The organism is Coriobacteriia bacterium (assembly GCA_031292615.1).
GTDB lineage: Bacteria > Actinomycetota > Coriobacteriia > Anaerosomatales > JAAXUF01 > JARLGT01.
The window spans coordinates 1-21559 of record JARLGT010000120.1 but is presented as its reverse complement, the minus strand read 5'-3'; the positions used below and the strand labels follow the sequence as shown (position 1 = coordinate 21559).

At 65.6% G+C, this 21559-nt stretch carries 22 protein-coding genes and 1 pseudogene; 19 read left to right on the top strand and 4 right to left on the bottom strand.

Annotated features, from left to right (window positions below; translation table 11 throughout):
- Positions 1-5: 5 nt before the first annotated feature.
- The 4 genes from P4L93_10970 to P4L93_10955 all read left to right on the top strand — a co-directional run bounded on the left by P4L93_10970 (position 6) and on the right by P4L93_10955 (position 4452).
- Entirely contained in the window at positions 6-998 is a 993-nt protein-coding gene (locus P4L93_10970) for an SDR family oxidoreductase (protein ID MDR3687465.1), read from the top strand.
- 136 nt (positions 999-1134) lie between these two features.
- Positions 1135-3399 (top strand): YCF48-related protein, encoded by a 2265-nt coding sequence (locus P4L93_10965; protein ID MDR3687464.1) that lies wholly within the window; start codon positions 1135-1137, stop codon positions 3397-3399.
- Positions 3400-3583: 184 nt separating this feature from the next.
- On the top strand, positions 3584-3802 hold the full coding sequence (locus P4L93_10960; GenBank protein MDR3687463.1) for a DUF2188 domain-containing protein: 219 nt from the start codon (positions 3584-3586) through the stop codon (positions 3800-3802).
- A gap of 170 nt (positions 3803-3972) precedes the next feature.
- Positions 3973-4452, top strand: coding sequence for a hypothetical protein (locus P4L93_10955; protein MDR3687462.1), 480 nt, complete (start codon positions 3973-3975; stop codon positions 4450-4452).
- Between the two features lie 11 nt (positions 4453-4463).
- On the opposite strand, the gene P4L93_10950 is transcribed toward P4L93_10955, so the two are convergent.
- Positions 4464-5543: a hypothetical protein gene (locus tag P4L93_10950; GenBank protein ID MDR3687461.1), complete on the bottom strand. Its 1080-nt coding sequence runs from the start codon at positions 5541-5543 to the stop codon at positions 4464-4466.
- Positions 5544-5767: 224 nt separating this feature from the next.
- Between P4L93_10950 and P4L93_10945 the strand changes: the two are divergent.
- Positions 5768-7111: pseudogene (locus tag P4L93_10945) on the top strand (GTPase).
- 19 nt (positions 7112-7130) lie between these two features.
- Here P4L93_10945 and P4L93_10940 read toward each other — a convergent pair.
- Positions 7131-8879, bottom strand: coding sequence for an AMP-binding protein (locus P4L93_10940; GenBank protein MDR3687460.1), 1749 nt, complete (start codon positions 8877-8879; stop codon positions 7131-7133).
- Between the two features lie 10 nt (positions 8880-8889).
- The gene (locus P4L93_10935; GenBank protein MDR3687459.1) at positions 8890-9474 is read right to left on the bottom strand and encodes an XRE family transcriptional regulator; all 585 of its coding nucleotides are present in this window, start codon (positions 9472-9474) and stop codon (positions 8890-8892) included.
- Between the two features lie 83 nt (positions 9475-9557).
- Between P4L93_10935 and P4L93_10930 the strand changes: the two genes are divergently transcribed.
- The 13 genes from P4L93_10930 (at position 9558) to P4L93_10870 (ending at position 19930) form a co-directional block, all read left to right on the top strand.
- Entirely contained in the window at positions 9558-10280 is a 723-nt protein-coding gene (locus P4L93_10930; GenBank protein MDR3687458.1) for a ParA family protein, read from the top strand.
- A gap of 3 nt (positions 10281-10283) precedes the next feature.
- Entirely contained in the window at positions 10284-10493 is a 210-nt protein-coding gene (locus P4L93_10925) for a ferredoxin family protein (GenBank protein MDR3687457.1), read from the top strand.
- A gap of 4 nt (positions 10494-10497) precedes the next feature.
- Entirely contained in the window at positions 10498-11607 is a 1110-nt protein-coding gene (locus P4L93_10920; protein MDR3687456.1) for a 3-methyl-2-oxobutanoate dehydrogenase subunit VorB, read from the top strand.
- Positions 11604-12425 carry a thiamine pyrophosphate-dependent enzyme gene (locus P4L93_10915; protein MDR3687455.1) on the top strand — a complete coding sequence of 274 codons (822 nt, stop codon included), beginning with the start codon at positions 11604-11606 and terminating at the stop codon, positions 12423-12425. The genes P4L93_10920 and P4L93_10915 overlap by 4 nt, the downstream gene beginning before the upstream one ends.
- A complete protein-coding gene (locus P4L93_10910) occupies positions 12422-12970 on the top strand; it encodes a 2-oxoacid:acceptor oxidoreductase family protein (GenBank protein MDR3687454.1) in 549 nt (182 codons plus the stop codon). Before P4L93_10915 ends, P4L93_10910 begins: the two co-directional genes overlap by 4 nt.
- A gap of 66 nt (positions 12971-13036) precedes the next feature.
- Entirely contained in the window at positions 13037-13588 is a 552-nt protein-coding gene (locus tag P4L93_10905; GenBank protein MDR3687453.1) for an XRE family transcriptional regulator, read from the top strand.
- An 87-nt stretch (positions 13589-13675) separates the two neighbouring features.
- Complete coding sequence (locus P4L93_10900) at positions 13676-15349, top strand: AMP-binding protein (GenBank protein ID MDR3687452.1); 1674 nt, start codon at positions 13676-13678, stop codon at positions 15347-15349.
- A gap of 113 nt (positions 15350-15462) precedes the next feature.
- Positions 15463-16218 (top strand): DUF169 domain-containing protein, encoded by a 756-nt coding sequence (locus tag P4L93_10895; GenBank protein ID MDR3687451.1) that lies wholly within the window; start codon positions 15463-15465, stop codon positions 16216-16218.
- 59 nt (positions 16219-16277) lie between these two features.
- The gene (locus P4L93_10890; GenBank protein ID MDR3687450.1) at positions 16278-16916 is read left to right on the top strand and encodes a nitroreductase; all 639 of its coding nucleotides are present in this window, start codon (positions 16278-16280) and stop codon (positions 16914-16916) included.
- A gap of 1 nt (position 16917) precedes the next feature.
- Positions 16918-18198, top strand: coding sequence for a 4Fe-4S dicluster domain-containing protein (locus P4L93_10885; protein ID MDR3687449.1), 1281 nt, complete (start codon positions 16918-16920; stop codon positions 18196-18198).
- A 245-nt stretch (positions 18199-18443) separates the two neighbouring features.
- Positions 18444-18842 carry a cupredoxin domain-containing protein gene (locus P4L93_10880; GenBank protein MDR3687448.1) on the top strand — a complete coding sequence of 133 codons (399 nt, stop codon included), beginning with the start codon at positions 18444-18446 and terminating at the stop codon, positions 18840-18842.
- 32 nt (positions 18843-18874) lie between these two features.
- Positions 18875-19336, top strand: a complete 462-nt coding sequence (locus P4L93_10875) for a hypothetical protein (protein ID MDR3687447.1) — start codon at positions 18875-18877, stop codon at positions 19334-19336.
- 42 nt (positions 19337-19378) lie between these two features.
- A complete protein-coding gene (locus tag P4L93_10870) occupies positions 19379-19930 on the top strand; it encodes a DUF1003 domain-containing protein (GenBank protein ID MDR3687446.1) in 552 nt (183 codons plus the stop codon).
- A gap of 51 nt (positions 19931-19981) precedes the next feature.
- Here P4L93_10870 and P4L93_10865 read toward each other — a convergent pair whose 3' ends face one another.
- The gene (locus P4L93_10865; GenBank protein MDR3687445.1) at positions 19982-21019 is read right to left on the bottom strand and encodes a NapC/NirT family cytochrome c; all 1038 of its coding nucleotides are present in this window, start codon (positions 21017-21019) and stop codon (positions 19982-19984) included.
- Positions 21020-21366: 347 nt separating this feature from the next.
- Here P4L93_10865 and P4L93_10860 point away from each other — a divergent pair.
- The coding region (locus P4L93_10860; GenBank protein ID MDR3687444.1) for a hypothetical protein at positions 21367-21559 on the top strand (193 nt) is incomplete at its 3' end.

Sequence of the window (21559 nt, the reverse complement as noted above, 5' to 3'; positions counted from 1 at the left end):
TCGCCATGAAAGTCCTGTTTATCGGGGGCACCGGCTTCATCAGCGCTGCGGCAAGCCGCTTGGCCATCGCCAACGGCCACGACGTCTACGTGCTCAACCGCGGTTCGCGCATCGCGCACCTACCTGGGAGTCATTCCCTGACCGCGGACATTCACGACACGCTGGCGGTTCGCGAGATGCTGCGCGGCCGCCAGTTCGATGTCGTCGTCGACTGGGTCGCGTTCGTGCCCGATGACGTGGAACGAGACGTGGAGCTGTTCCGCGGACGTGTCGGACAGTACGTCTTCATCAGCTCGGCTTCCGCATACGAGAAGCCACCATCGAGCTACCTCATCACCGAGGAGACACCGCTTCGCAATCCCTACTGGCAGTACTCGCGCGACAAGATCGCCTGCGAGGAGCGTGTGATGCGCGCCTGCCGCGACGAAGGCTTCCCAGCGACCATCGTGCGCCCGTCGCTCACCTACGACACCAACCTGCCTATCGCGATCGGCGGCTGGGGCTGCTACACGCTCGCCGACCGCCTCGTCCGTGGTCGCCGGATCATCGTGCACGGCGACGGCAGTTCGCTCTTCGTAGTCACCCACGCCGAGGACCTCACGTGCGGGCTGCTCGGGTTGCTCGGCAGCGAGCGGGCGATTGGCCAGGCGTTCCACATCACCACCGACGAGGTGCTCACGTGGGAGCAGATCTACTGCACCATCGCCGAGGAGCTCGGCGCCGAGCCCAACATCGTCCACATCCCCTCGGACTTCATCGCGCGTGTGGCACCGAACCTGTCCGGCACGCTGCTGGGCGACAAGTCGTGGAGTGTGGTGTTCGACAACGCCAAGATCAAGTCGGCCGTTCCGGGCTTTCAAGCCACCATTCCACTGCGAGAGGGCATCCGCCAAACGCTGGATTGGTTCGCCGCCGACGAGCGCCGCAGGTGCATCGACACGTCCATCAACGCCGAGATGGACCGCATCTTGGAGGCCTACGACGCGTGCGCGATCTGATGCCGAACTGGCATCACTTTCCATGGCGCGGGCCTGCTGCGCCCGGTATCGTGTGCCGAAGCACGAAGCCACCGGCGAATCTCGGAAGTCCACAACGTCTCGTTCGGTCCAAGAACGACTTCGACAGGGTGTGAACATGGGATCGGCTCGAGCTTATCAACGCGCCATCGCAAGCCTGCGACGGTCACGGCGTATCGCCGCGCGCGTGGGCCGAGCGACGCTCGCGGGCCTGCTCATAGCGGTTGTTGGGCTGCAGGCGATGCCCGTCTCGGCGTTCGCGGCCCCCGTTCCGGTGTTGCAGCTTGCGACCACGGCGCCGGCGCAGACGGCTCCCGGCTCGCAGGTCGTCGACTACACCGGCGGGACCTCGACTTCGGTGGCCGCGAGGCTGAGGCGCGCGGACATGGGCGTCGTCGTGCGCTACGTGGGCGCGAAGCAGTGGAAGTCGCTCACGCGCAAGGAGGCCGACACGCTGCGTGCGCAGGGCATCGACATTGCGGCCGTCTACGAGACCAAAGCGACGTGGATGCTCGCCGGTCGAAAGGCCGGCGTCTCGGCAGCCAAGACGGCACGCGCCGCCATCATCAAGTGCGGCGGGCCGCGCAAGCCTTTCGTCTACTTCGCGTGCGACACGGCCACCCACAACTATGCAGCCGTCAATGCGTGCCTGCGCGGTGCGGCATCGGTGCTAGGCGCCGACCATGTCGGCATCTACGGCAGCTACCCTGTGTGCGCCTCGGCGCTGAAGAGCGGGTATGCGACCAAGGCATGGCAAACCGAGGCGTGGTCGGGCGGCAAAGTGCTTCCGCAGGCGGTGCTGTACCAGACGGCTCACCGGTTCAACGGCGGCCTCGGAATCGACTACGACTCCAACTTCCTTCGCGCCGACGACATCGGGCAGTGGGGCTACGCGCCGGTCGGTGAAGTTGCGTGGACGCCGCAGTCGGCATCTACGACGGCTACATTGCGCGGCGTCGCCTTCCGCGACGCGAGCACAGGTCTGGCCGTGGGCGACGCCGGGGTGGCCTTGCGCACCGCCGACGGAGGCTCGACCTGGACGACCGCGTCGGTGCCCGCGACCGGCGCGCTGGACGCCGTCGCGTTCACCGGCTCTGGCGCTGGCATCGCAGTGGGCGACGGCGGCGAGATCGCACGCACTAGCGACACAGGCTCGACCTGGACCACGGCGTCGGCGCCAGCCACGACCACGCTCCGCGGCGTCGCCTGCCTCGGCGCGACAGACGGACTTGCGGTGGGCGACGCCGGCACGATCTTGCGCACGGCCGACTGCGGCTCGAGCTGGACGAGCGCTTTGGTGCCCCCGGCGACGGGCGCGCTGAGCTCCGTGGCGTACGCGAGCGCGGGGGCCGCCTGTGCCGTGGGTGAAGCGGGCGCCGTGCTGCTCACCACCGACGGCGGCTCGACCTGGGCTGCCGTCTCCACGCCGGCAACAGCGACGCTGCGCTCGGTAGCGTTCCCGAGCGCGACCGACGGGTGGGCCGTAGGCGCGGCAGCTACGGTGATGCGCACCGGCGACGGCGGCGCGACTTGGACGCGCGTCTCGACGCCTGCAACGGGCACGCTCACCTCGGTGGCGTTCCCCAACGTGAACACCGGCTGGGCCGTCACTGAGGCCGGCACGGTCATCCACACCACCGACGGCGGATACACGTGGACGCTTGCCACGACTCCAGCCGTCGGCGCGTTGGCGTCGGTCGCTTTCTCCGACGCGAAGTCGGGCTGGGCCGTTGGCGAGTCAGGCGCGATCCTGCGTGCGAGCAAGAGTGGCGTGGACTTCTTCGGCCACGTCGCCGGCGTCGTGACCGACGCTGTCACGGGTGCGCCCGTATCCGGAGCGTTCGTTCAGATTGGGTCGCGCCAGCCGGTTCCCACCGCCACTGACGGTTCGTTCGTCGCGGCCCGAATCACTCCCGGCACGTACAGCGTGACGGTTACGAGCCCGCGCTATATCACGCTTGCCAAGGGCGGCGTTGTGGTCTCGGCGGCGGCTACGGCGATGGTCCGCATGCGACCCACACCGCGGGCCGTGACTCGGCTGACGATGCCGGTGGTGTCGCAAGACTCCACCGCGAGCGGTGCGCCCGCCTCGATTGCGGCGACACTGTCGCCGGGCTCGGCCGCGTCGTCGACGGTCTGCGTGGCGTACCTGTCGCACTACGAGCAGAAGACCGTGGTCAAGAAGGTCAAGGGAAGGCGAAAGAAGGTCAAGGTCTGGTATTGGCGCCAGCGGGCCACATTCAGAATGACGGCCGCAAGTTCGGGGCCCCTGCTGATCCGGACGACTCTGCCGACCGGAAGATGGCGCACCTATGTGGTCTGCGGCGGCTCCGGGATTTTCCTGCCGTCCGCCTCGGCGGTGCAAAACTTCCGGATTTGGTGACGGGCGTCACCAAGCAACAACTTCCTTGCCGATAATCCGGCGTTTCGCTTGTGTACCACTGGGTCACGGTGTAGCACGGGATGCATCATGCTTCCCAATACAACTGCGCAATCGTCGCGGCCTCACTCCGTGCTGGCACGCACCCGCGAAGGATCGACCCCGCAAAGAAGGCTTTGGAGTCCCGATGTATTCAACCCCGGTCGTTCAGGTCGTCTACCACAACCCCACGTGGGCCGTGAAGGTCGAGCACGAGCTAGTGCTGCGCTCGCAGCACCGCACCAGAGAGGCCGCCGAGCAGGCCGGTCGCGATCTGGCCAAGCTCACGCAGACCGAGCTGGTGGTCCACGACTACGGCGGCAAGGTCGCACGCTGCGAGTCGTACCGAGGCCCCAGCTCCATCTAGGCCCCGCGCCAGGCGGCCTCGCCCCCCAGGGCTAATGCTCCCGACAAGAGTGTCCGATAACCCCAGCACTACAGCACTCTGCTTGGGGGAAGCGGATGTTTGGCTCAGGGATCACGCCACGATACTCACCAACTTTGCAGCCGACGCTCAGCGGGCGAAAGATGCTGCTCATGTTGGCCGTGACCGCCGTGCTGCTTGCCGGCAGCTCACCCGGACAGCCACCGCAGACGATTCGCATCTCCCCGGCGGCTGCGTATGGCGAGACCGCCGTGAAGCCCGTCGCCCCCACCATCAACATGGACGCCAGTGCCCAGGCGGGCTCGCAGTGGGACAGCAACGACTGGCAGCAGTGGGAGGCGCAGGTCCGCGAGGTCAACGCGCCAGCCGATATCTCGGTGGTTCAGCCGTTGAGCATCGACGTGAGTGCCGTCGACGACAGCGGGCTGCCGTTGCCCAACGCCAACGTCAACGTCACCTGGGTGCTCGGCGGACGGCAGTACGAGGACCAGAGCACGACCGGGATCTTCGGCACCGCGTCGGTGACGCGAACGATCGGCACCGCATGCTCGGGCAAGACGTGCCTCGTCGCCGTGATGGTTACGGGCGACAACGGCCTGGGCTGCGCATACAGCACGTTCACGCCCAAGTAGCGCCGCGCGACCTACTGACGCAGCAGCGTGATGTCGTCGAGGAGCGCCGAGCTACCACCGGCGTAGCCACCCGCCGTGCTCGTGTCCTCACTACCGGCGAGTCGTACGCTGGCGACCGCGCTGACAGCGCTGCTCGGCGCTGTGGAGGCAAGCGACATCGACGTGAACCCTGAGCTGCCGATACCCGCCGCATCGCCCGCTGTGTTGGTCTGGGCGAGCGGCTGACCGCTTGCGTCGAGGTAGGTCAGCCACAGTTCGAGCCCGTGCGGGTCCGTCGCGTTTGTGGCCCAAGCGGTGAGCCGATAGCCCGCGCCTGCGGCCACTGGTGCCGACTGCGAGAGCACCGTGTACTCCGTCGGGTCGTCGCTGGGGTTGATGAGCTGCAGCGCGTTGTGTGTCGAGCGGAAGACGTCCAGGCGATGCGCTACGAGGGTCTGCCACCTCGGCCCGTCGACCTGCCACCAGACGGGAAGCTGCGGCTGGCTGCCCCACGACTGCGCCCACGTGTTGAAGTTCGAGTTCTTCAGCAGGTTGGTGGCGGTCACGTTGCCGGAGATCTTCTTGTAGCGGGTCGGGACGTACTTGGCGTGGAGGTCGTCGGCGATCGAGTGGATGCGGCAGACGGCCACCATCGTATTGGCCTCGTAGGCGACGTACTGCGTGTGCGCATCGTCGACCCAGCCGTAGAACAGGCGGATGTGGTAGCCCTTCTTCAGCATCGCGTCGCCGGGCCTGAGCTGGGACGTCTTGATCTTGTAGGTGACGGCGTGAAACGAGCTCGTCGACCATGACGTGCCGGTCTTCCAGCACATCGAGACGTAGCCCGAGCAGTCGGTTCGGTAGCCGAGGTAGTGCTTGGACTGGCTGTACTTCACGGGCGCGTCGACCCAGCTCTGTGCGCGGGCGAGCACGGAGTCGCGCGAGATCGCCAGCGCACTTGTGGGTGCAAGCAGGACGAGTGCGAGCGCCAGCGTCGAGACGAGCGCGAGCGGCGCGCCTGTGAAGCGACGCGGACGCGCGTGTGACCGGGCGAGACACGCCGCGGCGGTCGTGCGGTTGGGCTGGTGCCCGACGCGTGCGATGCGATTCATGTGCGACTACCTCCATTCTCGGTATCGGTGGCGGTAGTCGCATACGTGAGGCGGTCCTGGGTCGAGCGGAGCCTTGCCCGTGACCGCCGTCACCAGCTGCGCGAGCGCCTACTCATTCAGCCCGTCACCCGCGTCTCTATCCGCTTCTTTGGGAATCCTATGCATTGTGGCCGAGGTGCCACGGAGAAACTCGAAGGATTGGGGCAGCAATGTCTGACGTCAGCATGCACTCCGCGCCTATCCGCAAGGTCGTCGTCATGGGCGCGGCCGGCCGAGACTTCCACGACTTTCTCGTCGCGCTGCGCGACGACCTCACTGTCGAAGTCGTTGCATTCACCGCCACCCAGATCCCGGGCATCGACAGCCGGGTCTTCCCGCGGCAGCTGGCCGGCGAACGCTACCCCGACGGCATTCCGATCGTCCCCGAGTCCGAGTTGCCGAGTCTCATCCGCGACAAGGGAATCGACGAGGTGCTGTTCGCCTACAGCGACGTCGCGCACGTCGATCTGATGCACTAGGCGTCGCTGGTGCTCTCGCTGGGCGCTGACTTCAAGCTACTCGGCCCGACCGCGACGATGGTGCGCTCGACCAAGCCCGTCATCAGCGTGTGCGCCGTTCGCACGGGCGTAGGCAAGTCGGGAATCTCTCGGCGGGTGTTCGAGAGGCTGCGCGACAAGGGACTTAAGGGCGTCGACATCCGCCACCCCATGCCGTATCGCGACCTGAACGCGATGCGAGTCGAGCGCTACGCCAGCGTGGCCGACCTCGATCGGCTCGGCGTAACGGTGGAGGAGCGCGAGGAGTACGAGCACCTCGTGGAGGTGGGCGCCGTCGTGTTCGCTGGCGTCGACTACACTGCGATCCTTCGCGAAGCCGAGAAGGAGGCCGACGTCATCGTGTGGGACGGCGGCAACAACGACTGGCCGTTCTACGCCTCTGACCTCGAGATTGTCGCGCTCGACCCGCACCGGCCCGGCCACGAGCGAGCGTACTATCCGGGCGAGGTCAACTTCCTGCGTGCCGACGTGCTGGTCATCAACAAGGTCAACACCGCCGAGCAGAACGCGATCGACGACCTTGTCGCCGCGGCGGCGACCTACAATCCCAACGCGAAGCTGGTGATGACGGCGAGCACGATCACGGCGGCAGATCCCGCCGCGCTGGTGGGCAAGCGTGTGCTCGCGGTCGAGGACGGCCCGACGGTCACGCATGGCGGCATGCTCTACGGTGCCGCCGCACTGGCAGCCCGAGCGGCAGGGGCAACCGAGCTGGTCGACGCGAGGCCGTTCGCGGTCGGCTCGCTTGCCGATACCTACGCCAAGTACCCGCACATGGAGCACGTGCTGCCAGCTATGGGGTACTCGGCGGAGCAGCTTGCTGACTTGCAGGCGACGATCAACGCGACCCCATGCGACGTGGTCGCGATCGGCACGCCCATCGACCTGGGCCGGCTGATCGACATCCGGCACCCCTCGGTGCGCGTGACGTACGCAGTGACCGACACGTCGGCGCCTACCCTGGATCAGGTCGTCGACGAGTTCTGCGCCAAGCACGGCATCGGGCAGTAATCCGCACCGCGCCCAAGGCCTACTCCTCGCGGTTGCCCGCGTCGTTGTCGCGAATAGCCGAACGGCGAATCTTGCCGTTGACCGTCTTGGGCAGCGCATCGACGAAGTCGATAATGCGCGGGTACTTGTACGGCGCCGTACGCTTCTTGACCCACGTCTGCAGCTCGTGGGTGAGCTGGTCGCTTGCCGAGTAGCCGTCGGCCAGCACGATGGTCGCCTTGACGGCGTGTCCGCGCACCGGATCGGGCACGCCGGTGACCGCGCACTCGCGCACGGCGTCGTGTTCGAGCAAGACGCTCTCGACCTCGAACGGGCCGATACGGTAGCCGGAGCTCTTGATCAGGTCGTCGTTGCGGCCCACGTACCAGAAGAAGCCGTCCTCGTCGTACCACGCGGTGTCACCGGTGTGGTACCAGCCGTCGTGCATCGCCTCGGCAGTCTTGGCCTCGTCGCGGTAGTAACACATCATCACGCCATCGGGCCTCGGGTCGGCCTTCACGACGACCTCGCCGGTCTGGCCAGGAGCCGACCTCGAGCCGTCCTCGTTCTGGATCTCGACGGTGTACTCCGGCGAGGGCTTGCCCATCGACCCAGGCTTGGGTGTCATCCCGACGACGTTGCAGATGAGCAGCGGCGTCTCGGTCTGACCGAAGCCTTCGACCAACGGCAGTCCGGTGTGGTCGCGCCAGCCCTCGAAGAGATCCGGGTTGAGCGCCTCGCCGGCAGTGGTGCAGTAGTGCAGGCTCGACAGGTCGAAGCCGCCCAATCCTTCGGCCATCATCAGCCGGTACATCGTGGGCGGACAACACAGCGTCGTGATGCCGTACTTCTCGACGAGCGAGAGGATCTCGGCCCCCGAGAAGCGGTCGAAGTCGTAGGTGAAGACGCACGCCTCCATCAGCCACTGGCCGTAGAGCTTGCCCCAGACTGCCTTGCCCCAGCCGGTGTCGGCGATCGTGAAGTGACTGGCGGTCGGGCTAGTCTCCACGTTGTGCCAGTGCTTGGCCGTCGGGATGTGCGCAAGGGAGTACGCGCTGTCGTGCAAGACCATCTTGGGGTTGCCGGTCGTGCCCGACGAGAAGTAGAGCAGGAACGGATCGTGCGCGGCGGTCGCAACTCGCTCGAAGTCCTCTGAGGCCGCCGAGACCCCCTCGTTGAAGTCGAGCCAACCCTCGCGCTCGATGCGCGCCGCGCAGATGCCCTCGGGGCCACTGAGCGCCGAGCCGATCGTCGGGTCGTCGGCACCCACCATCGTGCCGCCGCCGGCTCCGTTGAGGACGATCTTGGTCGTGAGCGATGGGCACTGAGCCTCGACGTTGTCCACCGTCTGGGCGATCTCGCCGACCGACGTGCAGATGAGTGCCTTGACCGATGCGCTGTTGAGCCGGTACTCGAGATCGTGCTCCTTGAGCATGAACGTCGCCGGCGCGAGTATCGCGCCCAGCTTGTGCAGAGCCGTAGCCACGAACCAGAACTGGTAGTGGCGGCGCAGAATGACCATCACCATGTCGCCTCGGCCGATGCCGAGGCTGCTCAGGTAGTTCGCCGTCTTGTCGGACCAGTGCTTCATCTCGGCGAAGGTGAAGATGTGCTCCTCGCCCTCTGGATTGCACCAGACCATCGCGCGTCGGTCCGGATCGTTGACGGCGATGTCATCGACCACGTCGTAGCCGAAGTTGTAGTTGTCCGGGTAGTGCAGCCCAAAGCTTGCGATGATCCCGTTGGCGTCGTAGGTCTCGTCGACGTAGCGGAGGTTGATCTCCCTCATGGCGCGCCTCCTACAAGCTCTCGTCGTCGCGGTCCTTGAGCACGATCGCCAGGAAGGTGCACGGCTCGCCACCGACCGCGATCATGCCGTGGCCTCGGCCGGAGTCGTAGTAGACCGCATCGCCGGGGGCGAGCTCTTCGACGTGGCCGTCGTAGGCGAAGCGGAGCGTGCCGCTCACGATGTAGTCGAACTCCTGGCCGGCGTGGCGGGACAGCGCGATGGGCGCGTCTTGCTCGGCCTGTGAGAACGGCGCCGTGACGAAGAACGGCTCGGCGAGCTTGTCCTTAAACGTGGGCGCCAGGTGCTGGTACTCGAAGCCGGCGCGACGTTTCATCGACAGCCCCCTGCCGGAGCGCACCACCGAGTAGCCGGTGAGGTGCGGGCCTTCGCCCGTCAGCAGGTCGACGATGTCGACGCCGAGCTTCTCGGCGCAGCGGTAGAGCACGGTGAAGGTAGGGTCCTGCTCGCCGGCCTCCATCTGGCTGTACTCGGCGACGGTCAGGCCCGAGGCCTCGGCCATCTCTTGCAGGGTGAGGCCCGAGTCCTCGCGAAGCGAACGGATGCGGCCCGCGATATCGGCGATTCGTGGCTCCATGCGCGTCTCTCCTCCCTTGGGAAACAGGCACGTTGAGTGCTCTGGTGGCACAATACAGCAACCGATATCGAAGGAGCCCGGCCATGCGTGGCGTCCCTGCCATCAAACGGTTCACGGTCATCACCGGCCACTACGGTTGCGGCAAGAGCAACCTCGCGATCAACTTGGCGCTCGACATCGCGCGCACGCAGCCACAAGTCACGTTGGTCGACCTCGATGTGGTCAACCCGTACTTTCGCTCGTCGGACTACACCGAGCTGCTCGAGTCCAAGGGCGTCCACGTGATCTCGCCGTCGTTCGCTGGCACCACGCTGGATTCGCCGTCGCTTCCCGCCGAGGTGTACTCGGCGTTCTCGAGGCCCGGCGCGGTCGTCTTCGACGTAGGCGGCGACGACGCGGGGGCAACGGCACTCGGCCGCTTCTCGCACGAGATCTCGGCCATCGACCACGACCTGCTCTACGTCGTAAATCGCTACCGCAATCTGACCGCCACGCCGGACGAGGCCGCGGAGCTGCTGCGCGAGATCGAGGCGGCGTCGCATCTGGCCGCGACCGGTGTGGTGAACAACTCGCACCTGCAGCACGACACCACGGCGGCCACGGTGCTCGACTCGCTCGACTTCGCTCGGCGGGCGGCCGAGCTGCTCGGCTTGCCGCTCGTGTGCACGACGGTGCCCGCCCAGCTCGCCGAGGAGTTCTCGGATACGCCGGGCACAGCGACGTACGTCGAAAACGCATATCCTATTCAGGTCTACGTTCGCACCCCTTGGGAGGACGCCGCCAGGGTGGACGAGGAGGTTATCTAGCTTATGTCGAGGATCATCGTCGACGAGCACTACTGCAAAGGGTGCGGGCTGTGTATCGCGGTCTGCGCGCGCGAGATCATCGTTTTGGATCCCGACAAGATTACCGACAAGGGCTACCACCCCGCGATGCTTACCGACGAGTCGCAGTGCACCGCCTGCGCAAACTGCGCCCTGATCTGCCCGGAAGTGGCGATCACGGTTGAAAGGTCGTGATGTCGTGTCCGACAAAGTGCTGATGAAGGGCAACGAGGCGGTCGCCGAGTCCGCGATCCGCGCCGGATGCCGCTGCTTCTTCGGTTACCCGATCACCCCGCAGACCGAGGTCGCCGCTTACATGGCCAAGCGCATGGCTAAGGAGGGCGGCGTCTACCTACAGGCCGAAAGCGAGATCGCCGCGATCAACATGGTGTACGGCGCCGCTGCGGCCGGCGCTCGCGCGATGACCTCTTCCAGCTCGCCGGGCATCTCGCTGAAGGGCGAGGGCATCTCGTACATGGCTGGCGCGGACCTTCCCGGCGTCATCGTCAACGTGCAGCGCGGCGGTCCGGGCCTCGGCGGCATCCAGCCGTCGCAGTCCGACTACTGGCAGGCGACCCGCGCCACGGGCCACGGTGACTTCCACCTCATCGTGCTGGCGCCCTCGACGGTCCAAGAGATGGCCGACGACATCTACGACGCCTTCGACCTGGCCGACGAGTACCGCACGCCCGTCATGATCCTCGCCGACGGCATGCTCGGCCAGATGATGGAGCCCGTCGTACTGCCGGAGCCAAAGCGGCCCGAGGACCTGCCGGTCAAGCCGTGGGCGGTGACCGGCCACAAGAACGCCCGGCCCCACAACGTCGTCAACTCGCTCTACCTCAAGCCCGAAGACCTCGAGCGCCTCAACGTCGAGCGCTTCGCACGCTACGACAGGATCAAGGCCATCGAGCAGCGCGCCGAGGAGTACCTGACCGAGGACGCCGACATCGTGGTGGTTGCGTTCGGCGCCTGTGCGCGAATCGGCCGCAGCGCCGTGAACAAGGCGCGCGAGAAGGGCATCAAGGCGGGGCTCATCCGGCCCATCACACTGTGGCCGTACCCGGTCGACACGATCGAGAAGTCGGTCGCCGGTGCGAGCGCGTTCTTGACCGTCGAGATGAACATGGGACAGATGGTCGACGACGTGCGCCTCGCCGTGAACGGCCGCGTGCCGGTCGAGTTCTTCGGACGGTCCGGCGGCATCATTCCCAAGCCGGGCGAGGTGCTGGCCCGCATCGAGGAGCTGGCCGAGCGGCTCGAAGTTGCTCGACCAGTCGCGCGCGTGGCAGGGGGTGACGTCCGATGACGGTCGTCTTCGAGCGTCCGCACGCACTGACCGAGCAACAGTTCTCGTACTGCCCGGGATGCACGCACGGCATCACGCACCGCCTGGTCGCCGAGACACTCGACGAGCTCGACGTCGAAGGGATGACCGTGGGCGTGGCCCCGGTTGGCTGCTCGGTGCTCGCGTACGACTTCTTCGCCTGCGACATGGTGCAAGCGGCACATGGCCGCGCGCCCGCGGTCGCGACGGCGCTGAAGCGCGTGATGCCGGACAACGTCGTCTTCGCCTACCAGGGCGACGGCGACCTGGCATCGATCGGCATGGGCGAGACCGTACACGCCGCCACCCGCGGCGAGCACATCACCGTCATCTTCATCAACAACGCGATCTACGGCATGACGGGCGGTCAGATGGCGCCGACGTCGCTGCCCGGGCAGATCACTCAGACGAGCCCGTACGGCCGTAGCACGCAGGCCGACGGCTTCCCGATCCGAGTCTGCGAGCTGCTCTCCACACTCGACGGCGTGGCGCTTGCGCAGCGGGTCACCGTCGACTCGCCGCGCAACATCCGGGCGGCCAAGAAGGCCATCAAGAAGGCGTTCGAGTACCAGATCGAGGGTGTGGGCTACAGCATCATCGAGGTCGTCTCGACGTGCCCCACCAACTGGGGACTCTCGCCGCAAGACGCCCTGCAGTGGCTGCGCGACAACCTGCTGCCATACTACCCGCTGGGCGTCTTCAAGGACGTCAAGGCCGACGGCTTTGCCAACGTCGCCGAGGCGGCCGCGGCTCGCGCGCGCAGTGGAGAACCCTCCGCCGAAGGAGGCGAGCTGTCGTGAGCGATCTGAACGTGCTGCTCGCCGGTTTCGGCGGCCAAGGCGTGCTGTTCGCGGGCAAGCTCATCGCCGAGGCCGGCCTGATCGAGGGCCGCGAGCTTTCCTGGCTGCCGTCGTACGGCCCGGAGATGCGCGGCGGGACCGCCAACTGCAGCGTATGCCTGTCCGACGAGCCCATCGGCTCGCCGCTCGTGCTCGAACCCGACGTGCTCATCGCCATGAACCAGCCCTCGCTGGACAAGTTCATCGGCGACGTCGTCCCCGGCGGCACCGTGATCATCGACAGCACGATGATCGCCACGCCGCCAGCTCGCGATGACATCACGCTCTTCGAGGTGCCCGCGACCAAACTCGCCGAGGACTCCGGTCTCAAGGGGCTGGCAAACGTCATCCTCGTGGGAAAGCTTCTCAAGGAGATCGGATTCTGCGGCGTCGAGGCGTTGGATAAGGCGATCGTGAAGTCGGTTCCCGCCAAGCGCCAGCAGTTGCTCGAACCGAACCGACGCGCGCTCGAGATCGGTATGGAAGGCAGCACCTGCGACATGTGACGGCGGCATCTCGCCGTAGCCCGCGCGGTCGAACCGGCATCGATTCTTGAGGGGGAGGACTTTCACATGACGATCGACTTCAAGCAGATAGGGCTGCGCATCAAGGGCCTTCGCGAGGCGTGTGACATCACGCGTGAGGAGCTTGCCGAGGAGCTCGGCGTGTCCGTCGACACCTACATCTCCTACGAGGAGACCGGCGCCGACGTCCCGATCTCGGCGATCTATCACATCGCGAACAAGTTCGGCGTCGACCTGACCGAGATCCTGACAGGGACCGGCGCGAAGCTCGACACGTATCAGGTGGTCAAGGCGGGCCGAGGACGCAGCGTCAACCGCTTCCCCGGCTACCGCTACCAGGACCTCGCCTGGCTGTTCACCCACAAGATCATGCAGCCGCTGCTCGTCACGCTCGACCCCACCGACGAGCCTGCCGAGTTGGTCACGCACTCCGGGCAGGAGTTCAACTTGGTTCTGGAAGGCCTCGTGGCTGTCACGTTCGATGACCGGGAACTGCTTCTCGAGGCCGGCGACAGCATCTACTTCAACCCAACTCATCCGCATGGGCAGAAGTGCGCCGGCGACACCCCGGCCCAGTTCGTGACGATCATCGCCGAGTAGCTCGAACGCAGACTTTCAGCTGCGTTCGAGTCGGCCGCTCGAGCAGACTCGCTTCGCTCGCAGCTTAACGCCCGAGGGAGGGACACGATGGACCACCTGCTGAAGAAGTTCTGTCCCCGTATCGAGTTCGACTCCTACGAGGACTTCATCGAGAACTTCAAGATCGTTGCGCCAGACGGCTTCAACTTCGGTTACGACGTCGTCGACGAGTGGGCCCGCGTCGAGCCGGAGAAGCGCGCGCTCGTATGGTGCGACGACGACGGCGCCGAGAAGACACTCACCTTCGCCGACATGAAGCGCATGTCCGATCGCGCGGCGAACGCGTTTCGGCAGCTCGGAATCGAGAAGGGCTCCGTGGTCATGGCGGTGCTTCGCCGTCGGTGGGAGTACTGGGTGGTGGCCGCTGCGCTGTGCAAGATCGGGGCGATTCTTATTCCGGCCTCCCTGCAGCTGACCAAGAAAGACATCATCTACCGCGTCGAGAGCGCTGGCTGCCAGATGGTCATCTGCGTCGACGACGACTACGTCATCGATCAGATGCAGCAAGCGTTTCCCGAATGCCCGACGGTCTCGAACCGCATCGTGGTCGCTGGCAGCCGCGACGGCTGGCTGTCTCTCGACGAGCTTCTGGCCGGCGCCTCGGAGGAGTGGATTCAGCCGGCAGGCGAGGACGCCACGCGCAACGAAGACACGATGCTCATCTACTTCACCTCCGGCACCACCGGGCTTGCCAAGATGGTCAAGCACAACTTCCTGCACCCGCTGGGGCACATCATCACGGCACGCTACTGGCAGCAGGTGCAGGAAGACACGCTGCACATGAGCGTGTCGGACTCCGGATGGGCGAAGTTCGGGTGGGGCAAGATCTACGGCCAGTGGATCTGCGGAGCGACGATCTTCGGCTACGACATGAAGAAGTTCGTTCCCGCCGAACTCCTGGCCAAGATTCAGGACTACCGACTCACGACCTTCTGCGCACCGCCCACGATGTATCGATTCATGCTGCAGGAGGACGTCTCGGCGTACGACCTGTCAGCGGTGGCCAACTTCACGACGGCCGGCGAGCCACTCAACCCCGAGGTCACGAAGCGCTGGGAGGAGTTCACCGGCAAGAAGATCCGCGAAGGCTTCGGGCAGACGGAGAGCGTCGTGCTCATCGCCACGTTCCCGTGGATCGAGCCCAAGCCTGGCTCAATGGGCATGCCATCGCCGCTCTACAACATGAAGTTGATGGACGAGGCCGGAAACGTCTGCGCCGACGGCGAGGAGGGCGAGATCTGCGTTACCGGTCTGAAGCAGGCGTGGCCTCCGGGACTGTTCGTGGGCTACTACCGCGACGAAGAGCGCACCAAGGAAGCGGTTGGCGGAGACTACTACAACACCATGGACGTCGCGTGGCGCGACTCCGACGGCTACTACTTCTTCGTCGGCCGCAACGACGACGTCATCAAGGCATCGGGCTATCGTATCGGCCCGTTCGAGGTGGAAAGCGCGCTCATCGAGCATCCCGCCGTCGTCGAGTGCGCCGTGACTGCCGCACCCGATGAGCTGCGCGGGCTGGTGGTCAAGGCCACCTGCGTCTTGGCGAAGGGCTGGGAGCCGAGCGATGCTCTGGTCAAGGAGCTGCAGGCGCATGTGAAGAAGACGACGGCGCCGTACAAGTACCCGCGCATCGTCGAGTTCGTCGACGAGTTGCCTAAGACGCTCGGCGGCAAGATCAAACGCAAGCAGATCCGGCAGGAGAGCGGTGTGATCGACTAGCCGCTGCCGAATCTCTGCCCAATCATCGCGCTCGGTGTGCCGGCCCTTGGGCCCATGGCCCGTCTCGGGAAGGAACATCCGAGATGCCCGCGTCGAGCTGGAGGTCCTTTGTCGTGAAGAGCAAGCTCATCGACGCGTTGCGACTTCAACTCTCGCCGGTCGCCGTAGTTCTGACCGACGCGAAGCCCGATGGCGCGCTCCAGTTCAAAGAGGGCCGATGGGGCTGCGTCGGCTCCTCGATCGTCGCGGTCGCCAAAGGGCGAACCGCCGTCTTCGATCGCCAGACCTTCGGCTGCCCTGGCGGCGGTGTGGGGCTTGGCTTCGGCGACCAGTACACGCAGTGCGGGATGGCCATCGAGGCACTGCTCTCGACGGGCGACGCCGAGGTGGCTGCCAAGATTCAGCGCAGCAGCAAGATGGCCGAGGGCGAGCGCTTCTTCAAGACCCCCGAGACCGTCACCGCATGGCTCGGCACGATCCCGATGACCGATGTCGCGACCGAATACGTGGTGCTCAAGCCCTTCGACCAACTGGGCGAAGACGAAACGCCCGCGATGGTGATCTTCCTCGTCAACGCCGACCAGCTCTCGGCGCTCGTCGTGCTCTCTGACTACGGGCGCGGGAGCGGCGAGAGCGCGATAGCGCGCTTCGGCGGCGCGTGCCAGTCGATCGTGTTCGGCTATGCCGAGGCCCGGCGCGAGCGTCCCAGAGGCATCATCGGCTTCTTCGACATCGCCCAGCGTAGCCACGTCAGCCGAGAGACGCTGTCCTTCACCGCCCCTTGGGCGTTGTTCCTCGAGATGGAGGCTCACGTTGGGGGGAGTTTCCTCGAGATGGAGGATTGGGAGGAGCTTCAAGAGCGGCAGTGAGCAGTCTGGCACCGGACGGTCCGAACCGACGACGTCGGCACGATAGAGCGGAGTGCGACATGGAGACGAAGAACGCGATTCTCGGAAGGCGAAGCATCCGATCGTTCCTGCCTCGGCCCATCGAAGCGGACGTGATTCGCACGGTGCTCGACGAGGCGCGATGGGCTCCTTCGTGGGGAAACTCGCAGGCGTGGAGCGTCTACGTCATCACCGGAGACGCGCTCTCGCTAGTCAAGGCTGCGTACATGAGCAAGATCCGCGAGGGCGACGAGGCGCCGACCGACCTCGAGATGCCGTCGCGCAATCAATGGCCCGAGCACGTCCTGGCGCGCATGAACCTCACGCGCCCGGGCGAGACGTTCCAGCCGCCTCCCGGGCCGAGCATCTGGGAGATGTACGGCGCGCCGTGCCTCCTGGTGTTCGCTGTGGACCGCGGACTCGTCCCGCACTACGCGACGTTTGACGCGGGGCTGCTCGTCGAAAACGTCTGCCTCGCCGCGTTCGATGCCGGGCTCGGCACGGTCATCATGGCGATGGGCGTGCGCTATCCCGAGGTACTCCGAGAGGTGCTGCCGGGCACTGGCACCAAGAGCTTCGTCATCGGCGTGGCGATGGGGTATCCGTCGCAGGACGCTCCGGTCAACTCGATGCCGCGGCAGCGCGCCGATCTCGACGATATCGTGACGTGGGTGAGCTAGCGTGTCGCACGTGACGCTGAAGTCCGGCTACGCCGAGCTTGTCGATCGCCTCAACCGGTTCCCGCAAGGCGCGCCGCCCTCCGACACGCTCTACAAGATTCTCTCGATCCTCTTTAGCGAGCGTGAGGCAGGCGTCGTCGCCCTGCTGCCCATCAAGCCGTTCACCGCCGCCAAAGCGAGCAAGATTCTGAAACTCGATCTGACCGAGACCCGCAAGATCCTCGACGGGCTTGCCAGCCGAGCCATCCTCGTGGACATGGAACAGCGCGGCGAGACAACCTACATCCTCCCTCCGCCGATGGCAGGCTTTTTCGAGTTCTCGATGATGCGACTGCGTGGAGACATCGACCAGAAAGTGCTCGGCGAGCTGTTCTACCAGTACATGAACGTCGAGGAAGAGTTCATCCGAGCACTGTTCACCGACGGCGAGACACAACTAGGGCGCACGTTCGTCCACGAGCCCGTGCTTTCGAGCGAGAACGCGGTGCACGTATTGGACTACGAGCGCGCGAGCGAAGTCATCCGCACCGCGACGCACCGCGGAATCGGCGTGTGCTACTGCCGACACAAGATGCTGCACGTAGGTCAGAACTGCGACGCGCCCATGGACATCTGTATGACGTTCAACACCTCGGCTCAAGCGCTGACGCGCCATGGCTACGCTCGCGAGGTAGATGTGAGCGAGGGCCTCGACCTTCTGCAGAAGGCTTACGAGCGCAACCTCGTGCAGTTCGGCGAGAACGTTCGCGAGGGGGTCAACTTCATCTGCAACTGTTGCGGGTGCTGTTGCGAGGCGATGATCGCGGCCCGCAAGTTCGGCATGCTCAATCCAGTGCACACATCCAACTTCCTGCCGGTCGTGGACGAGTCGCAGTGCAACGGCTGCGGCGTGTGCGTCAACGCGTGCCCGGTCGAGGCGATGTCGCTCGTCTCGGCGAACGACGCCGGCAACCCCAAGGCGAAGCGCGCCAAGGTGGACGAGGAGCTGTGCCTGGGCTGCGGCGTGTGCGTGCGGACGTGTGCGCGCAAGAACCTCAGCCTCCGCTCTCGGCCACAGCGCGTGATCACTCCTCTGAACTCGGTCCACCGCACCGTGATGATGGCGATAGAGCGCGGCGACCTTGAGAATCTGATCTTCGACAACCGAGTGCTGTGGAACCACCGTGCATTGGCGGCCGTGCTCGGCGCCGTGCTGCGCATGCCGCCGATCAAGCAGGCGATGGCGAGCCAACAGGTCAAGTCACGCTATCTCGAGTACCTGATTGCGCACGCCAAGACCTAGCCGGCATCGACCCCTCCAAGTGAAGCGACGCTGTCTCGGTGTGACGCGCGGGTCGGCACGGTCGCATGCGTGATCGAGCGTTGGATTCTCGCCGCGCTGTGTTCCTTCTGCGGACAAGACCGCGTTCGAGCCAAGACTGGCGCGACTGGTGCTAGCATGGTCGTCGCCTGCGGTGCGCCCGCGCGGCGTCTCAGCAGCACGGGTGCGTCACCACAAACATCTGAACAGAGGGAACGATGATGACCATGCGACGACTACTTGTGATCTCCACGCTTGTGCTGGTGCTGGCCGCGCTCCTCGCCGGATGTTCAGCCCCGACGGCCGCACCGGTGAACCCGCCCACGACGGCGGTCACACCCACAGCCACACCGACGCCGTCGGCGGGCAACAACTCGGCTCACGTGATCGTTAACATCACCGACACCGCGTTCGTTCCCTCGACGGTCACGATCAAGGCTGGATCACAGGTCGTCTGGCAGAACACCAGCCTCACGCCGGAGTCAATCGTACTCAACGACGGGTCCCTGACCAGCCCGACTATGTCGCCGGGCGACGTCGCGCGCCACGTGTTCAGCAAGGCCGGTACGTTCGGCTACCACTCGCTGCAGCATCCCACAGTCGGAGGCACTGTCATCGTGCAGTAGTAGTCGTCTTGCCCCCGAAGGGATCGGCATCCTTGCGCAACCGATACACCGTGTTCAGCGTCGCGGCATGGGCGATCGCCGCTCTGGCGGTCGGCTTGGTTGCCGGGTGCTCCGCTCACCCGGTCTTCCCCCAGCACGCAGCCATTGCGACTCAGCAGCTGCACGTCGCAGACTGGGGCGACGTGGAGGCCGATCCCTCTGCTTTCACGGGAAGGACGGTCAGCCTGGTCGGCGAGGTCTTCGCACCGTACGACGCCCAGTCCTCTCCGCCGAATGTGCAGATGTTCGTGACCTCGGACGAGCCTGTCGGAGCGGCGGTGATAGCCGTCAACTCGGATCCAGGCGTCAAGAAGGGCGACCACATTGCGGTCAAGGGCAGAATCCTCGGCGAGTACACGGGCACGGGACCGTTCGCGGGTTCCGGGATGACTGCGGTGCTCGTCCAGGCGTTCAGCATCGAGCCCACGACGTTCCCGGAGCCTGTGAAGCCCTAGCCGCCCCATCGCTCAGTGGAAGGTCAAGGTGAACTAGACCCCATGGCTAAGAAGAAGCCGGTCGAGGTCGAGAAGTGGCACCACGACAAGACGTGGACAGCGGCTCATCGCGACAAGATGACTTTCGGACAGCGAGTCGCCGATGCCGTGGCGTCAGGCATGGGGTCGTGGGCGTTCATCATCATCCAGACCCTGTTCGTGATCGCCTGGATGACCTTCAACATCATCGAGGTCGCGACGCACCGCTGGGACCCGTACCCGTTCATCCTGCTGAACCTACTGTTCTCCACTCAGGCGGCCTACGCGGCGCCGATCATCATGATGAGCCAGAACCGCTCGGCAGAGCGCGATCGATTCCAGGCCAACGCCGACTTTCAGACCAACGTCGAGGCCAAGAAGGACATCGAGTCGTTGCAGCGTCAGCTCGCGCGGATCGAACTCGACAAGCTCGACAGGATCATCCAGCTGCTGGGCGAGGGCGATGGAAGCGCGCTCGAGGCTGCGCTTGAGGCCGTGAAGGCGGCCCGCGGTGCGAAGGCGGGCAAACCGGCGCCGGATGACACCGCATCGACCGTCCAGCCTGCGGAGTCGTAGGCGACTCACCCCGCCGCCAATCGCACACACATGGCTCGCAGAGCTCCTGGCCTACGGAGTCGGTGTTGCGCTGGCCGCACGCGCCTTGGACATGTTGTTGTGGCACGTCGAGCAGAACACCTCGTCGTGGCAGCTCAAGCAAAACGCCGCACCGCGTGCGTTGACTGTGGCGACGTGATTGGATGCCCACGGACCGTTCTTGGGGTCGTAGCCCTGGTGGTGACACATGGAGCACAAGTTGGGCGCTGGGCCGTGGCATTGCACGCACACTTGCGAGTTGGTCTTGGCGTACTGCGCGTGAGCAGGTGGGTTGCCCTGGGCCCAACCGGCGGGATGCGGCATCGGCATCCCGTGGCAGTTGGAGCAGAAGCTTTGCTCGTGGCACATCAGGCACGGCTGGCGGTTGGCTTTGGCGGCCTTGCCGTGGTTAGCGAGCCAGGCGTATGGGGGCTTGTGGGACTCGGGACGCCACGTGAAGTCCTTGGGATGACACAGCGTGCACGCTGCCGACGCCTTGGAACCGGGCTGGCCGTGGCACGTGAAGCAGCGCTCCATCAGCGCGAGCGGCTTCTCGGTGTCGGGGACCGGGTGCGCAACCGACCAGTGGCACGAGACGCACGACTTGTTGCGCGCGACGTGCTTGGCGTGATCCATCGTCAGCCCGGTTGGCAGCGTGACGGCGCGCGACAGGTCGTGGCACTGCAGACAGTTCTCGTCCGGAATGAGTTGGGGCATGGCTGCCGAAGAGGGCAGCGTGCTCGCGTTGGGGTTCGCGCGGTGTGCCGCGACGTCGCGCTGCAGTCTCTGCGCGCGCCACAGGAATGTCTCGGGGAAGGCCGCCCAAGAGCGAACGGGCTCGTGACATGCCGGACAGCCGACGTCGGCGTGGGACGACGTCTTCCACGTTGCGACCAATGGCGCGATCTCGTGGCATGACGCGCACGTGCTCGAGGAGCCAGTCCACGCGGCGAGCCCAGCACCGAGCGCCATCAGGAGCATGTAGACACCGGCGACGGTCCACACCACGCGCGCGCCCATGCCCGACCACGTCTTCGAGGTCCCCGAGCCAAACAGCCGGGGCATCTTCATCGGGAAGCCTCGGCGGCGCTGCGTGGGTGGCATGTGGAGTCGGGCAACGAGCGCATGGCGTTCATCTCGGCAATCTGGTTGGCACGGCGAGGCTTCGGCGGCCGGCGATAGGCCTGACGCTACAGACCGGCGGAAGCCCCCGTCAAGCGTGTCGGCATGGCAATCCTTGCGTGCATGAAGGGCGCTAACAATACCTTAACAAGACCCCAATCGCCCCCCAATCCCTCGGAGCCCTTTTGCATTGATACTCTGAGTGAGATCAAGGGCGCTTAAGGCGCTGTGCACAGATTGCCCATGTTTCCAGGCAGCTCGTTCGCCTCACCCGGTAGTGAGGAGAGGATATGGTCGTGTTCCTATCCCGTTCGGCATGGCGCCCACCTGCGAGGTCGCGCGTCCTCGTGCTTCTGTCGCTGACGGCGACGGCGCTCGCCGTGTGTGCGCTGCTTGCCGCTCCCGCCTTTGCTGGGCGCGCCTCCTCGGGGGAGTTGTTGTTCTACCCCTGCACGAGTTGCCATCCTGTGGGGGAGATCGCGGGCACCG

Bases quoted from the DNA above. Each gene is read 5' to 3' on its own strand.
- P4L93_10970 (MDR3687465.1), top strand. From the start codon at position 6: ATGAAAGTCCTGTTTATCGGGGGCACCGGCTTCATCAGCGCTGCGGCA.
- P4L93_10965 (MDR3687464.1), top strand. From the start codon at position 1,135: ATGGGATCGGCTCGAGCTTATCAACGCGCCATCGCAAGCCTGCGACGG.
- P4L93_10960 (MDR3687463.1), top strand. From the start codon at position 3,584: ATGTATTCAACCCCGGTCGTTCAGGTCGTCTACCACAACCCCACGTGG.
- P4L93_10955 (MDR3687462.1), top strand. From the start codon at position 3,973: ATGTTGGCCGTGACCGCCGTGCTGCTTGCCGGCAGCTCACCCGGACAG.
- P4L93_10950 (MDR3687461.1), bottom strand. From the start codon at position 5,543: ATGAATCGCATCGCACGCGTCGGGCACCAGCCCAACCGCACGACCGCC.
- P4L93_10940 (MDR3687460.1), bottom strand. From the start codon at position 8,879: ATGAGGGAGATCAACCTCCGCTACGTCGACGAGACCTACGACGCCAAC.
- P4L93_10935 (MDR3687459.1), bottom strand. From the start codon at position 9,474: ATGGAGCCACGAATCGCCGATATCGCGGGCCGCATCCGTTCGCTTCGC.
- P4L93_10930 (MDR3687458.1), top strand. From the start codon at position 9,558: ATGCGTGGCGTCCCTGCCATCAAACGGTTCACGGTCATCACCGGCCAC.
- P4L93_10925 (MDR3687457.1), top strand. From the start codon at position 10,284: ATGTCGAGGATCATCGTCGACGAGCACTACTGCAAAGGGTGCGGGCTG.
- P4L93_10915 (MDR3687455.1), top strand. From the start codon at position 11,604: ATGACGGTCGTCTTCGAGCGTCCGCACGCACTGACCGAGCAACAGTTC.
- P4L93_10905 (MDR3687453.1), top strand. From the start codon at position 13,037: ATGACGATCGACTTCAAGCAGATAGGGCTGCGCATCAAGGGCCTTCGC.
- P4L93_10900 (MDR3687452.1), top strand. From the start codon at position 13,676: ATGGACCACCTGCTGAAGAAGTTCTGTCCCCGTATCGAGTTCGACTCC.
- P4L93_10890 (MDR3687450.1), top strand. From the start codon at position 16,278: ATGGAGACGAAGAACGCGATTCTCGGAAGGCGAAGCATCCGATCGTTC.
- P4L93_10880 (MDR3687448.1), top strand. From the start codon at position 18,444: ATGCGACGACTACTTGTGATCTCCACGCTTGTGCTGGTGCTGGCCGCG.
- P4L93_10870 (MDR3687446.1), top strand. From the start codon at position 19,379: ATGGCTAAGAAGAAGCCGGTCGAGGTCGAGAAGTGGCACCACGACAAG.
- P4L93_10865 (MDR3687445.1), bottom strand. From the start codon at position 21,019: ATGAAGATGCCCCGGCTGTTTGGCTCGGGGACCTCGAAGACGTGGTCG.